The organism is Shewanella sp. 3_MG-2023, from assembly GCF_030548765.1.
Classification (GTDB): domain Bacteria; phylum Pseudomonadota; class Gammaproteobacteria; order Enterobacterales; family Shewanellaceae; genus Shewanella.
The window spans coordinates 55,269-75,702 of sequence record NZ_JAUOSH010000016.1 but is presented as its reverse complement, the minus strand read 5'-3'; the positions used below and the strand labels follow the sequence as shown (position 1 = coordinate 75,702).

The 20,434-nt window shown below is 41.8% G+C and carries 15 protein-coding genes; 10 read left to right on the top strand and 5 right to left on the bottom strand.

All coding sequences use genetic code 11. The annotated features are described in order from the left end of the window. Positions 1-74 precede the first annotated feature (74 nt). Both Q4591_RS10930 and Q4591_RS10925 read right to left on the bottom strand, forming a co-directional pair. Positions 75-1,565 carry a sigma-54 dependent transcriptional regulator gene (locus Q4591_RS10930; RefSeq protein WP_303461044.1) on the bottom strand — a complete coding sequence of 497 codons (1,491 nt, stop codon included), beginning with the start codon at positions 1,563-1,565 and terminating at the stop codon, positions 75-77. Between the two features lie 19 nt (positions 1,566-1,584). Next, positions 1,585-5,076, bottom strand: coding sequence for a PAS domain S-box protein (locus Q4591_RS10925; RefSeq protein ID WP_303461042.1), 3,492 nt, complete (start codon positions 5,074-5,076; stop codon positions 1,585-1,587). 253 nt (positions 5,077-5,329) lie between these two features. Between Q4591_RS10925 and Q4591_RS10920 the strand changes: the two genes are divergently transcribed. Both Q4591_RS10920 and Q4591_RS10915 read left to right on the top strand, forming a co-directional pair. Next, complete coding sequence (locus Q4591_RS10920) at positions 5,330-6,514, top strand: SpoIIE family protein phosphatase (protein WP_102439626.1); 1,185 nt, start codon at positions 5,330-5,332, stop codon at positions 6,512-6,514. Positions 6,515-6,657: 143 nt separating this feature from the next. Continuing rightward, entirely contained in the window at positions 6,658-7,050 is a 393-nt protein-coding gene (locus Q4591_RS10915) for an ATP-binding protein (RefSeq protein ID WP_102439627.1), read from the top strand. A gap of 126 nt (positions 7,051-7,176) precedes the next feature. Here the strand turns inward: Q4591_RS10915 and Q4591_RS10910 are convergent, their stop codons facing one another. Continuing rightward, a complete protein-coding gene (locus tag Q4591_RS10910; RefSeq protein WP_102439628.1) occupies positions 7,177-7,515 on the bottom strand; it encodes a cytosolic protein in 339 nt (112 codons plus the stop codon). 551 nt (positions 7,516-8,066) lie between these two features. Here Q4591_RS10910 and Q4591_RS10905 point away from each other — a divergent pair. The 4 genes from Q4591_RS10905 to Q4591_RS10890 are packed head-to-tail and all read left to right on the top strand — an operon-like array spanning position 8,067 to position 12,527. Next, the gene (locus Q4591_RS10905; protein ID WP_076542877.1) at positions 8,067-8,462 is read left to right on the top strand and encodes an STAS domain-containing protein; all 396 of its coding nucleotides are present in this window, start codon (positions 8,067-8,069) and stop codon (positions 8,460-8,462) included. 39 nt (positions 8,463-8,501) lie between these two features. Next, complete coding sequence (locus Q4591_RS10900) at positions 8,502-9,710, top strand: polysaccharide biosynthesis/export family protein (protein ID WP_102439629.1); 1,209 nt, start codon at positions 8,502-8,504, stop codon at positions 9,708-9,710. 10 nt (positions 9,711-9,720) lie between these two features. Further along, on the top strand, positions 9,721-11,292 hold the full coding sequence (locus Q4591_RS10895; protein ID WP_303461040.1) for an exopolysaccharide biosynthesis protein: 1,572 nt from the start codon (positions 9,721-9,723) through the stop codon (positions 11,290-11,292). Further along, positions 11,247-12,527, top strand: a complete 1,281-nt coding sequence (locus tag Q4591_RS10890) for a capsular biosynthesis protein (protein ID WP_102519059.1) — start codon at positions 11,247-11,249, stop codon at positions 12,525-12,527. The genes Q4591_RS10895 and Q4591_RS10890 overlap by 46 nt, the downstream gene beginning before the upstream one ends. Before the next feature lie 65 nt (positions 12,528-12,592). Here Q4591_RS10890 and Q4591_RS10885 read toward each other — a convergent pair whose 3' ends face one another. Both Q4591_RS10885 and Q4591_RS10880 read right to left on the bottom strand, forming a co-directional pair. Beyond that, on the bottom strand, positions 12,593-13,249 hold the full coding sequence (locus Q4591_RS10885) for an NAD(P)H-dependent oxidoreductase (protein WP_303461038.1): 657 nt from the start codon (positions 13,247-13,249) through the stop codon (positions 12,593-12,595). Positions 13,250-13,720: 471 nt separating this feature from the next. After that, a complete protein-coding gene (locus Q4591_RS10880; RefSeq protein WP_303446389.1) occupies positions 13,721-14,110 on the bottom strand; it encodes a hypothetical protein in 390 nt (129 codons plus the stop codon). Between the two features lie 376 nt (positions 14,111-14,486). On the opposite strand from Q4591_RS10880, the gene Q4591_RS10875 reads away from it, so the two are divergent. From Q4591_RS10875 to Q4591_RS10860, 4 genes are all read left to right on the top strand, one after another. Next, positions 14,487-15,812 (top strand): oligosaccharide flippase family protein, encoded by a 1,326-nt coding sequence (locus Q4591_RS10875; RefSeq protein ID WP_102439633.1) that lies wholly within the window; start codon positions 14,487-14,489, stop codon positions 15,810-15,812. Positions 15,813-15,822: 10 nt separating this feature from the next. After that, complete coding sequence (locus tag Q4591_RS10870; RefSeq protein ID WP_102439634.1) at positions 15,823-16,881, top strand: glycosyltransferase family A protein; 1,059 nt, start codon at positions 15,823-15,825, stop codon at positions 16,879-16,881. A gap of 218 nt (positions 16,882-17,099) precedes the next feature. Continuing rightward, positions 17,100-19,028 (top strand): WecB/TagA/CpsF family glycosyltransferase, encoded by a 1,929-nt coding sequence (locus Q4591_RS10865; protein ID WP_303461035.1) that lies wholly within the window; start codon positions 17,100-17,102, stop codon positions 19,026-19,028. An 8-nt stretch (positions 19,029-19,036) separates the two neighbouring features. Next, positions 19,037-20,431 (top strand): sugar phosphate nucleotidyltransferase, encoded by a 1,395-nt coding sequence (locus Q4591_RS10860; protein ID WP_102439636.1) that lies wholly within the window; start codon positions 19,037-19,039, stop codon positions 20,429-20,431. The last annotated feature ends 3 nt before the right edge of the window (positions 20,432-20,434 follow it).

Sequence of the window (20,434 nt, the reverse complement as noted above, 5' to 3'; positions counted from 1 at the left end):
ATATAATAAAGCCCATCATTTGATGGGCTTTTCTGTATTTCCTATGTAACTAAAGCTAAACCAGACTCTTTAAACTACAAACCTTTATCTTCCCATTGCTGCTTTTTACGATAGATAGTCGAAGGGCTTACATCTAATAAACCCGCGGCTTTTGGAATATTACCGTCACATTGCTCAATAGCGGTTTCAATGGTCATTTTTTCGATTAACCACAATGGCTGTATATCATCATCAACGACCTGAGTTTGTTGATTAGGAGCTGTTTCTGTTGTTTTTTGTAGGGCCTGTTGAGCCGCATTTTCAAAGCCTGACTCGCTTGCATAATGCGCCTTTGCCTCTACTGGTGCGGCTGAGGTGTTTAAATCTGTCATCGACAATGACACTGCGGTGCTCATTTGCGCAGTCATTTGCGCAGGTAACATGGCCAAAGACACTTCTTCGGCTGTGTTAAGCACTACAATTTGCCTGATCACATTCTGCAGTTGACGCACGTTACCTGGCCATGGGTAATTGACAAAGCAACGTTCAACTTCGGTAGAGAAACGTTTAAAAGATTTGCCCTCTTCTTTGCTGTATTGCTTCAACAGCTTTTTAGCAATAGACATCACGTCTTTGCCCCTTTGTCTTAAAGGTGGCAGTTCTATAGGGATAACATGTAAGCGATAATATAAATCTTCCCGAAAGCGTCCTTCTTGCACTTCTTTCCATGGGTCTCGGTTGGTGGCACTAATAAAACGCACATCAACTTTTTCTTCTTTAGTGCCGCCTACACGCTGAAATACCCCAGTTTGAATAAAGCGTAGCAATTTACTTTGCAACTCTAAATCCATTTCACAAAGTTCATCAAGAAACAAAGTGCCACCATCAGCACGAGTTGCTGCGCCATCACGATTACTCACAGCGCCAGTAAACGCACCTTTGGTGTGACCAAAAATTTCGCTTTCAATTAAATCTTTCGGAATTGAGGCGCAGTTTAAAGCAATAAAAGCTTCTTGTGCTCGTGTTCCTGCTTGATGGATCGCTTGGGCGCAAACCTCTTTACCTGTGCCACTTTCGCCCATCACAAACACTGACGCTTTACTGTTGGCCACGCAATCAATGGTGTTATATACGGTTTGCATGGCTAAGGAGTCACCAATAAAGCCATGAAAATTGGTTTTTGGGAGGCTATTTTCATAATTGGTCACAAGTGCCAATAAGTCTTTTTGCTTCAGAGCATTACGCACAGTAATCGCCAACCTTTTACTATCAAAAGGCTTAACTAGAAAATCAAACGCACCGGCGCGCATGGCATCTACGGCTAAATCAATGGTGCCATAAGCAGTGATCATAATGACGGTGATCTGCGGGTAGTCTTGCTGCACTTTGGTCAAAATATCCATTCCCGACATATCCGGCAATTTAATATCTAACACTAATAAGTCTGGTTGTTTACGGGCAAGTTCTTTTAATGCATCTTCACCAAAATTAACCAGGGTGACTTCGGCGCCTTCGGCACAAAGGTATTCGCTGTACAATGCGCCTAATGACATACTATCTTCTACAAGAACGGCACTAAATCCCATGGGTAACTTCCTTATTTAATTATTTATGACCGATATCAAATCGTTGCTCAATTAACGTCAAGCTTTGCTCAGCAACCACAAATATCTGCTCAAATAATGCGGCTAAAGGTTCATCTTCGGTTCTGGCTGCGGCCTCAAGTAAAATGGCTACTTCAGATAACTTTTGCGCCCCAAAACTGCCTGCACTACTTTTAATGGTATGAACTTGATCTTCAATCTCTGCTCGGCTTCCATTGGCAGTGATGGTTTTTAAAATATCGATACGCATCTTAGTTTCATTATGAAATACCTTCATCATTTTAACTAAGCTTGCTTCACCTACCGCTTTTAGTAACTCATCAAACACCTGCTGATCCAACAACACATCATCAGTTATAGTTTCATGTGTGGTTTCAGCTATTAAGCCATTTGAGGTGTCAGCTAATAGGATTTCATTTACCTCAGCTGTTGGCTTAATGTGAGTTTCTTTCTCTGCAGCAATATCACTAACCTCGTCACTAACCTCATGAGTTATTTCCATCGCGTCATTAGCATTGCCCTTCACCTGAGTTAACCAGTAATTTATCCCAGAGATCAAATCCTGCTTTTTAACCGGCTTACCAATAAACCCAAGCATGCCGGCGTCTTTACATGCTGCAACCTCTTCACTGAATACGTTGGCTGACATGGCCAAGATAATTTGATCAGGCTTACTGGCTAAAATTTTACGGCACGCTTCAAGGCCATCCATTTCAGGCATACGAATATCCATCAAAATTAAATCAAACTCTTGCTTTAACCCTATCTCTACCGCTTCTACACCGTTATTAGCATAGGTCATGACTGCGCCGCTATTGGTCAATATCGTACCTGCGACCATTTGGTTTACTGGGCTATCTTCTGCGAGTAATAATTTACAGCCATCAGGCAGGGTTAATTTACTTTCAATGATCTGCTTATCACTCTTTTCTACATTACTGGCATTACTGATTAAGCTTAGTAATATCTCTCGGCTTAACGGCTTGCTGACAGACTCGACTATGCCTAAGTCAGTACTGCGCGCCTGCACTTGTGTATTCACCCCAGATAACAAAGCCGTGATATAGCCTGTCTTAGTCAAATAGCGATTTGATAAGCCCTCTACGCTTTGATGTTCACAGTCTAAAATACAGCTTTCATCGAGCATGATGACATCAAATTGGCCGTTGTTGCTTGATTGACTATCAAGCTCGCTGAGCTGATGCGCAAAGCATGTCTCGACGCCATATTGGCGGTATTGCTTTTCAATTAACTCACAAAGGGTCATATCGGGGTGAATCACTAACACCCGAGGCGCTGTTGATAAAGCAATATCAACAGTTGTTATTTCAGCAGGTTCATCAAGTACCACAGTTAATGTAAACTCACTTCCTTGGCCTAGTTGGCTTTGAACGCTGAGGTTGCCCCCCATCATTTTAGCCAGTTCAGAACATATGGCTAAGCCTAAGCCTGTACCTGCATAACTGGTGGTATGCGTGTCATGAACCTGAGAAAACTCTCTAAATAACTTCTGTTGTGATATTTCACTGATCCCAATGCCTTGATCTTTTACCTTACAGCTCAGTTGCACCTTGCCGTTATCGCGGTTGATAATCTCAATCTCAACAGCAATACACCCATCGGTTGAAAACTTAATCGCATTATCCACCAGGTTTTGCAGCACTTGCCTAATACGCTGCGCATCTCCGATTAAAATTTGCGGTACATCTCGGTCAATAACACTGCCAAGATGCACTCCTTTATCATGGGCTTTATGGGACAAAATCTGTAACACTTGCGCGACTAACTTATCAGGTTGAAACTCTTTAGCTTCCAGTTGCATTTGCCCAGCTTCAATCTTCGAGAAGTCCAAAATATCATTAATGGTACTTAACAAGACTGAGCCCGCTTCTTTAGCCGCGCGAGCATACATGCGCTGGCCCTTTTCAAGTTGAGAGTCTAAAAGCAAATCAACACTGCCAAGTACGGCATTCAGTGGTGAGCGAATTTCATGGCTCATAGTGGCTAAAAATCGTGACTTAGCTTCACTGCCCGCCTCTGCTTGCTCTTTGGCTAATCTTAATTCTTCTTCTCTGGATTTTTGCTCTGAAATATTGCGTAAAAAAGCGGTGAAGAACATTTCATCACCTAATTGAATGGGGATCACCCGCAATTCAACCGGAAACTCCTCGCCAGCTTTATTATGGGCAGGAACTTCGATGCGATTATTCAGCACAGGCCCTTCACCAGTGCGGCGGTGATGCTCCATGCCATTTTTATGGGCACTATGGAAACCTGCGGGAATAATTAAATCTTCCAGCCTTTCACCTAATGCCTCTTCGCGCTCATAGCCAAACAGTTTGACCGCCGCAGCATTAAACTCAACCACTCTGCCGCTAATATCAATAGAGATTAACGCATCATGGGTGGCTTCAATGGTTGCCACCAAAATAGATTGAGTTCTGGCAGCGGTTTGTTGCTCTTTTTTAAGTTCGGTTAAATCTTTGATAAAGCCTAAAAATAGAATCTCACCATCAATTTGCATTTTTGAAATGGTTAGCTCGATAGGAAATAAGCTGCCATCTTTATGCTGCGCTTTTAACTCACGACTGTTACCAATAATTTTTGCATCACCCGTTGTAAGATAATGCTTGATATAGCCATCATGCATAAAGCGATCTGCCATCGGCATTAAAATAGACACATTTTCATCAATAAGCTGTGCTTTTTCATAGCCAAATAACTTACTGACGGCATTATTCACTTCATTAATCACGCCGTTAACATCAATAATGACAAAGCCATCAGCCGCTGAATCTAATATGGTATTTAAGCGAACATTGGCACCTTGTAAATCACTGCGTTTTTCATCCAAGTTTTTAAGCATGGCATTAAAGGCGTTAGTCGTATCGGTGATATCTTGGGTGCCGGGCTCATGCACTTGCACCCCTAATTCCCCTTCAAGCACCCGCTTTGAGGCATGCTGAATATTAAAAATATGTCTGATGAGCTTAAGGCCCTGATACCAAGATAAAAATGAAATCAAAATGATCACTAAAATCATTAATGCGCTATATTTCAACGCCACTGCTTCAACGCTATTATCAAATTCATCGGTATTAACAAGTACGCTTATTTGAATGCCAGTGCCATTATTAGATACTGCCACCACCTCAACCGTATGCTCTTTTGGGGTCACAGCTTTAATGATCTCAAACATGCCTTGGCCATTACGCTGAGCCGAATACAATAGCTTATCTGCTATGGATACTTCAATTGAATCAATATGGCTAATGTGGTGGGCTTCTAAAGATTGTTTAAGCAGTAAGATGGACTCGCGGGCCTTATCAGGGTTAATACTATTAGCCACCAGCTGCGCTGCAAGTTGAGCTTGCTGCCTTGCTTCTTGCTGATTGGTCTCTTTGATAACAGCTAAACTATTAACAATTAGCATCAGTAATAGTACGACTTGCATTAATCCAATGGCAATTATCGCTTTTAATCTAAATGACAAATTCCTTCTCCTGATGCATTTTGCAAACAGCGCTGTTTAACCCTGTCAAAAATCTATTCCAAAGCAAATGTTTACTACATTATTACTCACTATGAATTACCTGTTCGCATTTTGCAAAAAATTATTCCCAATCTGAAAATGCAAATAGTAAATCTTACTAGAAAGCTTCTTAACCACCTGATTTTATTATTTAAAAATTATGGAACAGCTTTTGCTTTAATAAGTTATTAAACAAACTTAATAGAGAATCGCCATGCAAAATGCTAATGCGTCAACGTCGACTATCTCCATCCTGTTAGTGGAAGACACATTCAGTGAACGCTATTACATTGCCAGTTTAATTCAAAGTTTTCAGCCGGAAAATGTACAGTTTGAGATGGTGCAATGTGAAGATGGCTTAACGGCACTGGAGAAGTGCCGTACCCAGCAGTTTGACTTAATTGTCAGCGACTGGCGCATGCCTAGGATGAACGGTGTTGAGCTGTGTAAAAGACTAAAGACCAAAACAGATCCCGGTTACTTCTTGCTTTTAACCGGTAACGATCAAACTCAAGACATGATTTATGCTATGGACTCAGGTGCTGATGATTACATTACCAAACCTTTTTTGGCCTCAGTATTAAAAGTCAAAATTCAAGCTGCAGTAAGGCTCATTCAAGCAAAAAAGTCGGTACTTGAAAGTAAGCAACAGCTGCAAAGTTTACTTTCTCAAAAACAGTCTGAACTGACCCAAGCTGCGATTTTGCAGCAATCCTTACTGCCAAAAAATAATTTAGCCTTCAATAATTGGACTATCCGACATTATTTTGAACCCGCAGAGGAACTTGCAGGCGATATTTTGCAATGCTTTGAAATTGATGAACAGTGGATAGGCTTCTATGTTATCGATGTATCGGGTCACGGTGCCAGTGCTGCTATGCTCAGTTTTACCCTCGCCCAAGGCTTATCACCCCAAAGGATGAACTGGCAGCAATCGCCAGAAAAGGTCATGAATGCCTTAAACAATCTCTTTGATGATCCTGGTAATTTGGGCCAGTTTGCCACTGTAATGATAGGTAAAATCAATATAAACACCCATGAATTACAACTGTGTAATGCAGGTCACCCATTACCATTAATCATTTCTAAACTCGATGTGCAAAGCATCGATGTGCCCACAGGTATGCCAATTGGTATTGATAAACACTGCCAATACCAAAGTGGTCAATACCAACTTTACCCGGGTGAGCAACTACTGCTGTTTTCAGATGGCGTGTATGAAGTTAATCATCCAAAGTTTGGCATGTTTGGCTTAGAGCGCTTAAAACAGCGCTGCTTATCAGCTAAAGCCATGCCAGCGGCGAATTTATTGAGTCACTTAAGTTACTTACTCAACCTTTGGCAGCAGTCGCAACCCCAAGATGATATGTCACTGCTACTATTTACCGCACCCGATTAAAAAGTTATAGCAATCATTGTGATGATAACTGTATGCCAATTATTGCTGATTATAGAGTTAGATTTAGAACGAAGATAAGCACTTAAATTAACAGCTTATATTTTTGAATTAACCCACAGTGACCCACAGCTTAAGGAGTTAATATGAATAACACTCAATTGAACATAAGCATCAATTCAATGACAGCAGATCAAGTTTATGACGAACTAGAACAGTTTTTGATCAGCAATAAGGTTGAGCCATTACAACGCTTCAAACTCATCAGTTGTGCACTCGAAGCCACCAATAATGTGCAACAGCACAGCGCTGATGACGCTGAAGATATTAAGCTGTTATTACAGAAAAACGATAACAAGTTGATTATTGATATATTAGATAACTCAAACTTTACCCCACTAGCCCCCCCTAGCACTTGTCCTAACAAACACAAAGCCAACGGCCGCGGCTTATGGATAATGCATCAATGGATGGATCAGGTGCAGCAACAGGCAACGGTATTAGGCACTCACTTGAGATTAAGTATAAACTTGGGCTAATGCTTTGGGCGGAATGTAAACCAATAGCGACACACCTTTGATAAGCATTAGCGATAACAACATAGTTAATCCAGCTTTGCATGGCTAAGGATGCCAATTCGCCGATTTCAACTTACTGAATAATGTTCAGTCCATTCGGGTAATAAAGGTTTGCTCGTCATCCACAAAAGCCACAAAGCCGCCGTGATAGATAAATACCCGACCACGCCCCTCAACTATGCAGGCAAGTTGTGGGTTCAAATCTTCTTCGTTATCCTGACGTTGAAAAGTGCCAGTATCTGTGATTACGCCGCTGAGTGCAGGCAAATATCCATAAGTGCGCTTGGCTTGATCAATCAGGTTCAATTCGCTGGCGGTTGAGAAGCAAAAGGGGATCGCACCAGCTTCTTCAATAAATAAAGTTTTAAGTTCTTCAAAAGCTGTAATCACCAGCCAGTCGATGCCGTTAACATGATGGATAAACATAGATTTTCTCGGTTATTCTAATGCGGATATTTTATCACTACTAGGAAAGAACCTAGTAGATATTTAGTTGCTAAAGTTATGTCCAGACATTCATAAACCAACTTGAAATACGTCTTTGCCCAAATACAAGTTAGCAAACACTCTATATCAAACAATCCATATCAAACAATCTATATCAAACCAAAGCCGTTTTATCGAAAATTCATATTATCTGTACTTAGGCTGACCCTTCCCTGCAATATAAACTAAATCAATACTGCGAATTGCAAATACTAGGTCGTGAAGTTGTAATCAGTGCTTTTGCATTCTGCAACGACATAGTTTTAAACCGCAATTAAAGCTTAGCAATAAGCAACACACAGCCAGACGACAGCAAAACAAAACCTCAAACCACTGATTAATAACAACTAAATAATTGGCACGCATCCTGCTAACTATAGATTAAGCAGAGGATAAATGATTAATCCACCCATTCAATTTTAGACGTCATTTATCTCATCACGATTTAGTTAATCAAAGTTAGCGCATCAATAGATGTTTAGGAGCAGGTTATGAAATTTGAAATCAAAGTAGCCCAACATGCAAGTGTAGTAACATTACCTATCAGAATGTTTATGGCTCATACCCCAACTTACCGAGCGGCACTGGTTGATTATATTGATAGAGGCCATACCCGCTTAGTTATCGACATGCAGCATTTAGAGTACATCGATTCAAGTGGCTTATCTGTGCTTATCTCCGCCCGTAATCAAGCGCTTAATTATCAAGGCAACATCGTATTACTGTCACCTAGTCCTGCGGTACGTTCATTAATTGAATTAACGCGCCTACACCATATTTTTGAGATTTTTGAAACTGAGGCGTTAGCGTTAGATTTTTTGCGTCATAGCAGCATTGTTGAACCCTCTGACTTTGATGAACAAATCATCTCAGAGTTAGCAAGCTAAGCAGGAACCACTAAATCACGGACGTAAAGGGGAACAGAAATGAACATATTCAAATCACTACTTTCTATCGCTATTATCGCAGGCTTAACCGCTTGCGTGACCCCTATGCAACCAGCTGAGCAAGATGTTTGTGATTTAGAGCAGCAACTCACTAGCTGCCATTACTTTGGCCAAAAAACGCCTTATAACAGAAAGGTCAGCGCTGTGACCTCAAACCATACGACTTTCCCTACTGCGCCAATTTTCGGTAATAAGTCGATGGTGGTTGATACCCAGCAAGCGTTGTCATTATCTGTAGGGGATAAAATTTCGGTAAAAATACTCAATGGTGATGAATTTAGTAAAGATGTGGAAGTAGATGCCGACGGCAATATCTATCTGCCTTATTTACCGCCAATTTCAGTTACAGGACTGACTCTTAATCAATTAAACAATCAAATCAGAAACATATTAATCGATGAAAATCTGATGTTGGCCCATGCGGTGCGTATCAGTATATTACCTATTAGCTGGGCACCTATTGAAATCACCACCTCTGGCGCAGTATTTGAGCCAGGTCAGCACATGATCAACAAAAAACTCCCCATTGAACTTAAAGATGATGGCAGTAACTTTGCTGGTGACCAAGCCATTCAGCGTAATGTAGCCGCCGCGGTGAAGTCTTCTGGTGGGGTGCGCCCAGATGCTGATATTTCAGCAATTAAGGTCATCCGTAATGGTCAGGTTTTCAATATGGATTTACGTGGTATGCTAACGGGAGAGAAAGTACCAAACATGACTTTAATGGCTGGCGATCATGTACATGTTCCTTCGACGCATTCATTTAATGATCAATTAGCCAGACCTTCTCAGTTGACAACACCAGGGATCAGGGTATTTATGTCAAACTTAACGCAACCTGCAAGTTCAAATAGTCAGTCAGCAGTAGACCGTGAAGCAACACGCTTTCCTTACGGCACCCGCTTGCTAAATGGCGCCATTGCGGCCAACTGTGTCGGTGGTGCCCAAACCACCAATGCCAGTCGTTACGTTATCCTAGTGACTAAAAATCCATTATCTAATCAAATAGATATTGTCGAACGCTCAATTGATGGCTTAATTCAAACGGCCTGGAATAATGAATCAAACCCAGTATTACTCCCCGGTGATGGACTTGCCTGTTATGACTCTCGCGTAACTAATATCCGTGAAATAGCCAGAACAGTAACTGAATTGGTCGTGCCAACAACCCTTATCGGATGGTTGTAAGGAGACAATAATGAGCCAAGGAAACTGCAAAAGCGGCAAAGGCGAACAGAGCCAGAAACAAGCAGACTCTGGGGCAGGGGCGCACACAAGCTCCAGTGCTGATACTGACGTTAAGCTTGAAAATGAAACCCAAAGCGCACAAAACACTGACATCGAAACAGAGCAAGATTACGCCAGCTTTTCAGAACTTGCCTATTTATATTGGATTAAACGCGCCACATTAGAAGGCAGCCACTTAACCCCTAAAGCCCGTAAACGCCTGTACATCAAAACAGCCTTGATATCACTGCTCATTGTCTGGCTGTTGGTGGCTGTTTTTATCGCGCTAACCCCCACCAAATACGAAAGTAAATGGGTGGTCATATTACCTGGGGTCGCAGCGGGGTCTTCCCTAAGCCTTGACAGCCTTGGTCAAGCAAGTAGCTCCAATAGCTCGCCTTATATGAGCTCGGCCATTGATCCAAGAGAGAATTTTAAAGCGATTTCCATGAGCAGCTTGCTGATGCAAACCGCTGCGTTTTATTTAAAAGTGCCTAGCAATGAAATACCAAAACCCAAACTTAAACTCCCCAGTCAAACGGGCTTAATGGAGTTTAGTATTAATGGCGCATCGCCAGAACAAGCTCAAAAACGTGGCTGGGCTATGTATCGTTCTTTACAAGACATTCTTGATGATCTGCGTTTTGATGAAAATAGCCTGCGCGAGCGAGGTATTCAACGTAGCCTGAAAAGCTATAACGCCCGAGTAAAGCAAACACAAAAGCAATTACTGGATTTTCAATCTAAGCGAGGCCTAATAACCCTTGATCAGTTTAAAGAGTTAGCCATCACCATTGAGCGCTTACGCCATAGTAAAGTGACCCTTTCAGCGTCACTGCAAGGTTTAAATGCCAGCTATGAACTCTATGAAAAACACCTTGGCATTAATGACTCACAAGCTGCGATTTTACTCAAACTCAACAATGATAAGCTGTTTCAGCAGTTACTTGAAAAACACAACACCGCCAATACCACTTACATTGAAAATGCTGGGCGCTTGGGTCGTCGTCACCCGACATTAGTCACCCTAAAAGCAGAGTTAGACAGTATCTTCGATAGTATGAAGCAGCGCTTTAATACCATTATTGGATTTCAAGATGAGAAAATTTTAATGATGCTAACGGTGGATGATGTTGATGGCCGCGCAGTGATGATGCAAGAGTTCATTACCATAGCCTCAAAACGACAAGCGACGCAATCAGAAGTAGATTCACTGATCGCGCAAATTGATCAGTGGGAGCTACGCTTGCAGCACAGTAACGATGATGCCGCCAAGCTTGCAGATTTACAACGTGAACACCAGTTAGCCACTACGGTATTAACCTCTGCGATGGCAAAATTGGATGTGGGTAAATCAGATATCTACTCGGCTTACCCCATGTTGCAATTATTTTCGCCGCCGAGTTTAGCTCATTCTCCCAATAAATTAGCCAGCATACTAATTATCTTTGGTGGGTTAAGCGCTTCTTTCATGTTACTGCTAGGGTTGAGCATTTTATGGATCCGCAAACCATTGTTGCGCAAAATGTTGACGAAAAAATAATATACAACAGCATTGTTTATAGTTATTTATTTTGGCTGTTTGGTGCTTTATATGTCATTGCACCTGTGATTGCATGGGTGCTATTTGCACGCTTACTTTATAAAAAAATTTCAGGTCAGCAAACATATAGAATTAGCATCAGCCATTATGTATGGGTGTTTGGCATGTTGTTCATGCTTATTGCCTTAGTGGTCGGCCACCTCGATTTTGGCTTAGGTATTGGCAAATTAATTAAATCATCTATTGGCTGGGCCAAAGGCTGGGCCTTACTGGCAATATTTCCGCTTATTGGCTGCTTATCTATTCGGCCTGAAATTATTTATCGCGCCTGCTGCAGAGTCTGCAAACATACTATTTTGCTGTTCCCGCTGTTTTTAATTGCTTGGAAAGTTGGCTTGCCCAGCACCTTATATGTGTCGCCACTGAGCATTATTGGTGGCCCAGGGCCTGAGTTTTTCAGCGTCAGTTTATATGAAATCGACCCTGGCAGCGGCGTTCCCCGCTGGCGTCTGTTTACCCCATGGGCACCGGCATTAGGCATGCTAGGTAACTTATATTTTATTTTTGCCGTACAAGAAAAGGATTCACGTTGGAAAAAGTGGGGCATTGCAGGCAGCTTACTGATGGTATTAATGTCGCAATCCCGTCTTGGCTTGGTGTGTTATTTCGCCTTAATCGGCTTTTTCACCCTATTTAAACTTGTGCGCTCACCTTTACTGTACTTTTTACTTAGCCCGTTAATGTTACTTATTGGGGTTGTCGGTGAAGCCACTATCAACAAAATACAAATCAGTATTGCCGCCATAAAAGCTGCCCGCGCCGATTCAACTCGCGTTCGTCAAGCTTTGGCTGATATTGCCGTTGAAAGGTGGATGAATGAAGCGGTGATCTTTGGCCATGGTATCGTTGAGCGAGGGCCGCACATGGTGGAATACATGCCCATAGGCTCGCATCATACTTGGTATGGATTATTGTTTGTTAAAGGCGTTGTCGGCGCTGTAGCGTTAGCAATTCCGATGTTAGTCACCTTCTTGATATTATTGATCCGATTATTTAGTCAGCCTATGGCCAGAGTCGGCATGGCAATTTTACTTATGTTAAGTTTATATACCTTCGGCGAGAATTTAGAAATTCTAGCCTATTTATTTTGGCCGGGATTAATTGTATTAGGTATGACGCTGCGAGCTGAAGAGCCAGAAGCCGTACTCAAAAAAGCCGCTGCCTTGAAGGACTAATCATTGTGTTTTGTTACCTAAGTGGTAACAAAACACTGTCATCACAGCGGCTATGGCTTACGCCATTAAATAATTTTTATCACTTGATCAAATGCAAGACGCGACTTAGGTAAGCTGGCATTGTAATCTTCATCACTATGATGGTAACCGATAGCTAAACCAACATAGCATTCATAACCATCTAATTCTTCGGCAAAAATATCACCGATAAGTTTACTATCAACCCCTTCCATTGTGGTCGAGTCGATACCTAAACGGGCTAAAGTATGCAAGGTGTTACCCAGTGCAAGATAAGCTTGAGAGCGTGTCCACGCCTCGTTATTGCCCTGTGCATCGGTATTTAATTCAGCAAAAGAGTAACCACCAAAAGCTTGCTCGCGATTTTCAGGTTTTGTGCGACCATCTTCAATGCCCTTATCAACCACTTTGGCATAATCGTCACGGGTATAGTGAGGGTTATGGGCAAATAAAATAATATGAGAACATGCTTTTGCATGGGGCTGATTAAACTGAAACTTATTAGCGAAGGTGTCATGCATTCTTTGTTTTGCCGCATCACTTTCAAGCACAATAAATTTCCACGGCTGTGAATTAATCGAAGATGCTGAAAGTCGCATCGCTTCGCAGATCACCGCTAAATCTTCTTGTGAAACACGCTTTGAAGGATCATATCGCTTTGCTGTATAGCGATTGTTTAAGTCTTCAATAATTGGATGTGTCATATTTACTGTCTCCACTTTCATTAATATTCCCGGCTTTCATCCACGGGAAATGCAACTGCCGAATGCCATAAGTTATAAAGTATTCAATAAAATCATTACTTTGCTTAGCTAAGCTAAATAAACTCAAAACAAATGCTTATTTAATAAGTTACTTTTAACTTTTTATGTAAAAAACTTTTATTAATTAAGCACTTTATATGATTATAAGCTTATTTAACCCCGCCATAGCAAACAGAATTAAAATAACTTCCTAACGACATAAGAACGTTGATTATAGTCGCTAGGTCCCTATGCTTAAAGGGGCTAATAGTTGTTACATTATCAACAATTTTTTGGTAATAGATGATTAAACCCCATAGCATGCACAGCTATCACCCCTCTTTAAGCGCTAACCGCTAAAGTGACGCAGAAGTCAGCCCTTGATAAGAGCTGATAAAAATGGATAACACTCACATAGATAATGGCAGCTGGTTACTGAGATAACTTCTGCTGCACATACGCGCACCAAGCCTTAGAGTGTCGATTTGGCACATCAGTGTCGCCCCTTACACCTAACTTAAATTCAATCACCGACTGCCATTCATCTGAGCCTAAGTCAGGCCCATGACCTTGACCATCGCCTGAAATCAGTTGTTGATCTACTTGCTTAAACCAAGCTTGAGTACACAAGCTACTTTCAACTGCTGCAGTTGATTGCGCACTTGATTGCGCAGTTGATTGCGCACTTGATTGCATAGTCGATTGCTCAGTTTGCTGCTTTGGCACATCTTGGCTACAGCCTGATAAAGTTAATCCAGCTAACAAGGTTAAGCTCGCTGGCAGCAAACCCATGCTCATCAATAAAGAGGTCGATTTGTTCATTTGTCCATCCTGTTAGTTTTGCCTTTCACTCACTTGCCAATACACGCTGGCACCACTATTAGCTAGAGTGAATAGCTAAAGTAAATAGCTAAAGTGAATAGCTAAATCAATCCTAAACGGGTTAACGCCATACATCAAAGCAAACCAATGAAAGCGCTTTGATGCTCTCAGTTAAAGTATTGCAAACTGCAACGGCCCTATCTCAATTTGCTAAAACACCTCAGCAGCACTTACCCCATAAAATAATAAAACCCAATTAAAACATGCATATAAAAGTTGGCACGATAAGTGTAACTCCCCTTGTAAGCAGTCAGCTAGTCCTAATTTGAATGTGCAAACAAGATCAAATTAGCTAACAAGATCAAGGGTACAAATAATGCAAACAACCACTAACTCACTAGGTCCTAAAACGACCGTCAATCAAATGCTGAATCAAGGCATTCGTACATTGGGTAAAAACCTAATGTGGTTGGCGAGTGCTCAGTTTAGTGGCCGTATTGTGAGATTAGCAGCTAGCGTGATAACCGCGAGATTACTGACACCAGAAATCTTCGGTCAAGTGGCCATTACCTTAACCCTATTTGAATTAATTTGTACTCCAACTCGCCGCATTACTTCAGCAGCACTTATTCGCATGAATGATACCGAGTTTAAAGACAACTTAGCCAGCGCCAATGTGATTAACTTCGGCGCCTGCCTTATTGCCTTTGCACTAATGAGTTTAATCAGCTTACCACTGGCTTATTACTACCAAGACAGCCAACTTGTTCTGCCTATCTTGTTTGTTGCCAGTAGTTATTTATTACTGCCATTTGGCATGTTGTACGCCACGGTGAACTTACGTAACAACAATATGCGTAAAGTGGCTAGCGCCAACCTTTGGCAAACCGTGGGCGATGGCATCTTAACTGCAATACTTGCACTGAGCGGCTTTGGCTTGTGGGCCATTATTATCCCTAAAGTGGTGATGGTATTGGTCTGGATTTACCTGCATAAAAATGGCAATCCGTTACCGACTTTTACCCAAAAAGCATCCGTTAAAAATGTTAAATCAATCCTTAGCTTTAGCATTCCGGTGAGCTCAAGCGATTTGATTAACACCCTAAGACAAAGCATTGATTATCTGGTCATTGGTTACTTCATGGGGGTTGAGGCTCTGGGGGTTTACTTCTTTGCTTACAACGTCAGCTTGGGGATCAGTTTAGGGCTAGTTCAAAGCTTTGGTACCGCGTTTTACTCGCACCTTTGTAGCGACGATAAAATCGCGAGCAATGTAGCAAATAGCCAACAAGTTGCTAAGCAGAAGTTTCGTCACAGTGTGATGGCCATTAGCGCGATTACCGCCCCTATCATCATCTTACAAACAACACTTGCGCCCCTTTACGTGCCATTTGTATACGGTGAGCAATGGTTAACAACCGATGCCATTTCAGTGTTCATCTTCTTATGTTTAAGCGGCCTTGTTCGCCCAATGGCAGAAGCCGCCAGTCAGTTATTACTTGCCCACGGCCATAGCCGTTTAAATTTCAAACTCAATTTAGCTATCACCGCTTTGTTAACCCTGGTGATCAGTGTTGCAAGTCAGTTCAGCTTAAGCACAGTCGCACTGAGTGTGATGGTGACTTACTTAATTATTATGCCTTGGCTTTGCTGGTACAGCAGCCGTATCTCATTTAATCAACCAACTGTTACAAACAGTTAAGGAAAACATTATGTCTCCTAGAATCTCAGTAGTAATGCCAGTTTATAACGTTGAACAGTTTGTTAAATCGGCTATTGAATCAGTATTAAAGCAAACCTATGACAACTTCGAGCTATTGATTGTTGATGATCGCGGTGATGATAATAGCATGCAAATATGTAAACAATTTATCGGCGATCCAAGAGTACATATCATCCGTCATCAAACCAACAAAGGTTTAGCAGCGGCAAGAAATACCGGCATCCGTCATTCATTAGGTGAGTTTGTGGCCTTTATTGATTCTGATGATTTATGGCACCCTGAAAAACTACAGCGCCATGTGGTGCATTTAGATAAGAACCCCAACGTTGGATTAAGTTTTTCACGCTCAAGCTTTATTGATTATCAAGGTAAGTTTATCGATTTTTATCAAATGCCAAAACTTTTTGACATTGATGCTGCCCATTTATTATGCCGTAACCCTGTAGGAAATGGCTCAGCGCCGGTTATTCGCCGCAGCACCTTAAACGACATACGCTTTCAGCCAGCAAGCAGTAAAAATCGCCACAGCTGCTACTTTGATGAGAACTTCCGCCAATCAGAAGATATTGAATGTTGGTTACGTATTGCTGCAACCACCTCTTGGGAAATTGAAGGGCTACCAGAGCCATTAACTTACTACCGCCTTAATCATGGTGGCTTATCAGCAAACCTTGAGAAGCAATATGCCTCATGGGAGAAAATGATTGAAAAAGCCCGTGGTTTTGCTCCTAAATTATTAAAGCAACATGAAGAGTCTGCTCGCGGGTTCCAATTACGTTATTTATCGAGACAAGCTATTCGCATTGGTGATGGCAGCGCTGCTGTAAAGCTGTTTAACCGCGCGATGAAAGCATCACCTAGCATTATAAGAAGTGAAACCTTTAAAACCGTCACCACCATGATTGCCGCATATGCGCAGTGGATAATACCTGCTTGGGGTTATATCGCTATCGAAGCTGTTGGGCAAAAATTTATCGGCATTTTACAAAAACTACGTATTTCACGTGACGGCGTTTCAAGTGAATTTATGCAACAAAGTAAATTGTAACCCGCAGCTCTTATCTCATCTTCCCAGTTCTGGCTTTGCAGTGCGATTCGCATTCTGCAAAGTCAGCTTTTTATTGCAAGCCCCTTGCTAAAAAACCACCGAAAAAAACAGTTAAAAACACAATAACACACTATTAATTAGATGCTTAACAAATATGGAATAGTTCGTGCTTTAACAAGGTATCGAACGATTAATCATTGCATTTTATGAGGTACGGTATGGACGCTCATCAATCAGTAAACACTCAAACCCAGTCGCAGGCATCAGACTCAACCTTATTGTCAGTCCGCGCTTTTGATTGCTTTATGGCGATAATATTACTGGTTTTAATGCTACCAATAATGGTGTTTAAAACCTTAATACTTGCCTGCTCAAAGCAAGCTATTTTTGATGCTATCTACATTCATGTAAACGATCGCCAAGTTGCGCTGTATCAATTTAGCCAAGGGCGCTTTTCAAGACTGCCGTTTTTATTGGGGATCATTAAAGGCGATATTGGTTTTTTAGGCAGTGCCTTTGAGTATTGCGTGTTTGAGCCAAGTTCAACCAATAGCCGCCCTGGTGTTTTTTCCATTGAAAAAATGCAGCGCAATATGGGGATTGAACATATCAATAATGCAGCCCCTGAATTTAGCAGCTTATTTCATTACCTAATTAACCTAAGTAAGTGCCTAATTTGCCGTTTAATTGTTGTCTCTACTGAGCTGAATTACCCTGAGCAATTCAACTTACTTGGGGTCAATATTGATAATAATAAAATGGCTGACAGTGTTGAAAAACTGGTTAAAGCAGCGCAGCACTGTGTGGGCGATGAAACCCAACATTTTGCCTTTGTAAATGCAGACTGCTTGAACATTGCCTCAACAGACAGCTCTTATAAAAATATTCTCAATCAATGCCAGCAAGTTTTTGCTGATGGTAGCGGTATTCGTATTGCTTGCCAGCTACACGGTATCGGCCTTAAAGACAATGTGAATGGTACTGATATGCTGCCGTTACTGTGTCAACGCGCCAGTGAGCAAGGGATAAAACTGTTTTTCCTGGGGGCAACTGCTGGCACCACTGAAGAGGCGGCAACCAACCTTAAACAGCAGTACCCTGATTTACAGATAGTGGGCTGTCATCATGGTTATTTAAATGAAAGCAACCAACAAGAGGTGATTGAGCAAATCAATCAATCAGGGGCGCAGCTACTACTCGTCGGCATGGGGGCGTCAAAGCAAGAACATTGGATTGAGCAACATAAATATCAATTAAAGGTGGGCGCAGCCGTTGGGGTTGGTGGACTGTTTGATTACTTCGCCAATAATGTTTCTCGTGCACCTATTGCTGTCAGACAAGTAGGAATGGAATGGATATGGCGCTTAGCACAAGAGCCACAACGCATGTGGAAACGCTACGTGGTGGGTAACCCGCTATTTTTAGCGCGAGTGTTAAAGCAAAAACAACAGCTAAATTTGGCCTCAGCGACCAGCCAAGCTAAGGCTCAGCCGCTATCAGCTATTTCAAATCACAACCGTCATTGGTACTTCTTTAAAATCAAATGTGGCCAATTTGCAAAACGCACATTCGATATTGTTGCTGCTAGCATTTTGCTAATTTTATTAGCGCCATTATTTGCGTTAACCGCATTAAGTATCCGAATTGAGTCGAAAGGGGCGATCTTTTTTTCACAAACACGCAGTGGCAAAAATAACCAAGCATTCACCATGTGGAAGTTTCGCTCAATGTATATTGATGCCGAGCAAAGGTTAGAAAAAATCAAACAAAACAATGAAATGCAAGGTGGCGTCATTTTCAAAATGAAGCAAGATCCGCGTATTACCACCATAGGAAAACTTATCCGCAAAGCTTCAATCGATGAGTTACCACAACTTTGGAACGTGTTAATTGGTGATATGTCACTAGTTGGCCCAAGACCTGCACTACCTAATGAAGTAAGCCAATATCAGTTAAGCGACCGTCGCAGATTAGGGGTAAAACCTGGCATCACCTGCATTTGGCAAGTTAGCGGACGCTCAGATATTCCTTTTGATAAGCAAGTAGAACTGGACATTGATTACATCTACAAACAATCGCTTAAAGAAGATATCACACTGTTATTAAAAACTATTCCAGCTGTACTTTTGGCGCGTGGCGCCTACTAGGAGACCTTATGCAAGCTATCGTATTTGCCAACCGCAATGGAAATGAATTAGCGCCGCTAAACCAGCAATATTGCCCAGCGCTATTACCGCTAGCAAACAAGCCTCTAGTGGAGTACACCCTAGAAGATTTAGCGGATGCAGGCATAAGCCAAGTCAAAATGGTGATTTGCGCTGATGCAGAACAACTGGAAGCCCAAATTGGTAATGGCCAGCAATGGGGTTTGAATATTGAGTATTTTTTAAGTAAGCCACAAGAAGCAGTTAATAGCGTGCTTGCCAGAATGCATATCGATAACACCACCCAGGCATTAGTGGTTCGAGGCGATATATTAAGAAGCCCTTGCCTAGAGCGTTTTGTGGCATTTTCCAGCATGGTACCCACCAAATTTGTTCACGCAACAATGGAGCAGCGTAACCCTGGAATGATGATGCTACCCGCTGGCTGGAAACACAATCAATTGCTTAACTGGCCACTGCAAACCACAGCGGTAGATCATGATGATAGTATCGCCCAAGTGCTTCATGGTCAGTGCTTTTATTTAGACAGCTTATCAGGCTATGTGGCAGCCACTGAATTTGTGATTTGTAGCAAAATATTTAGCAGTAAAGGTCGCAAACACCAAACAGGCTCAAGCAACCAAAGCCTTATGGTTGAAGCCCAATGCGAGCTGCCGCAATTAGATAGCGCCGAGGTGTATGGCGCAATTGGTGAATACACCAAAGTGTCTCATAAAGCTCAATTAACTGATGCGGTGGTGGTGGGAAAATACTGCTTTATTGAAGATAGCCAGATCCAAAACAGTATTATTTTGCCTAATACCTATGTTGGGCCGCAATTATCGGTTAACAATAAAATCATTTCCCAAGACTTGATGATAGACCCACAAACCAGCAGTTGGAGCAAAATTGAAGATCAAAGTTTAATCGCCACATCGACCCAAAGCGCCAGTAATTACCACACGCTAATGCAGCGTGGACTAATGATGATGTTTTATATCTTACTGTCACCACTATTACTGACCTTATTTGTGGGCGCATTGATCATCAAGCCCAATAAACCACTGCTGACTGAAACCGTGATTAACAACCACAATAAAGCCGTTAAAGCGCACAAGTTTAATTTTAACAACAAGTTTTTTTCACTACTACCACAACTTTGGTTAGCAGCCAAAGGCGATTTAGCCCTATTTGGCGCATCCAGTAAACATAAGCATTTGCATGACAGCAACACCACTTATGGCGTCTATGGTCCGGTGCAATTGAACTTTGACCAGCACACCCCTGATGAAGAAATACAAATGGTTGAAATGGAATTTGCCCAAGCGCAAAAGCCACTTTACCTAGCAAACATATTGCAGCAAAAGTTTCACAGCAAACAAGCTGACATCATCATTAAAAGCTAAATT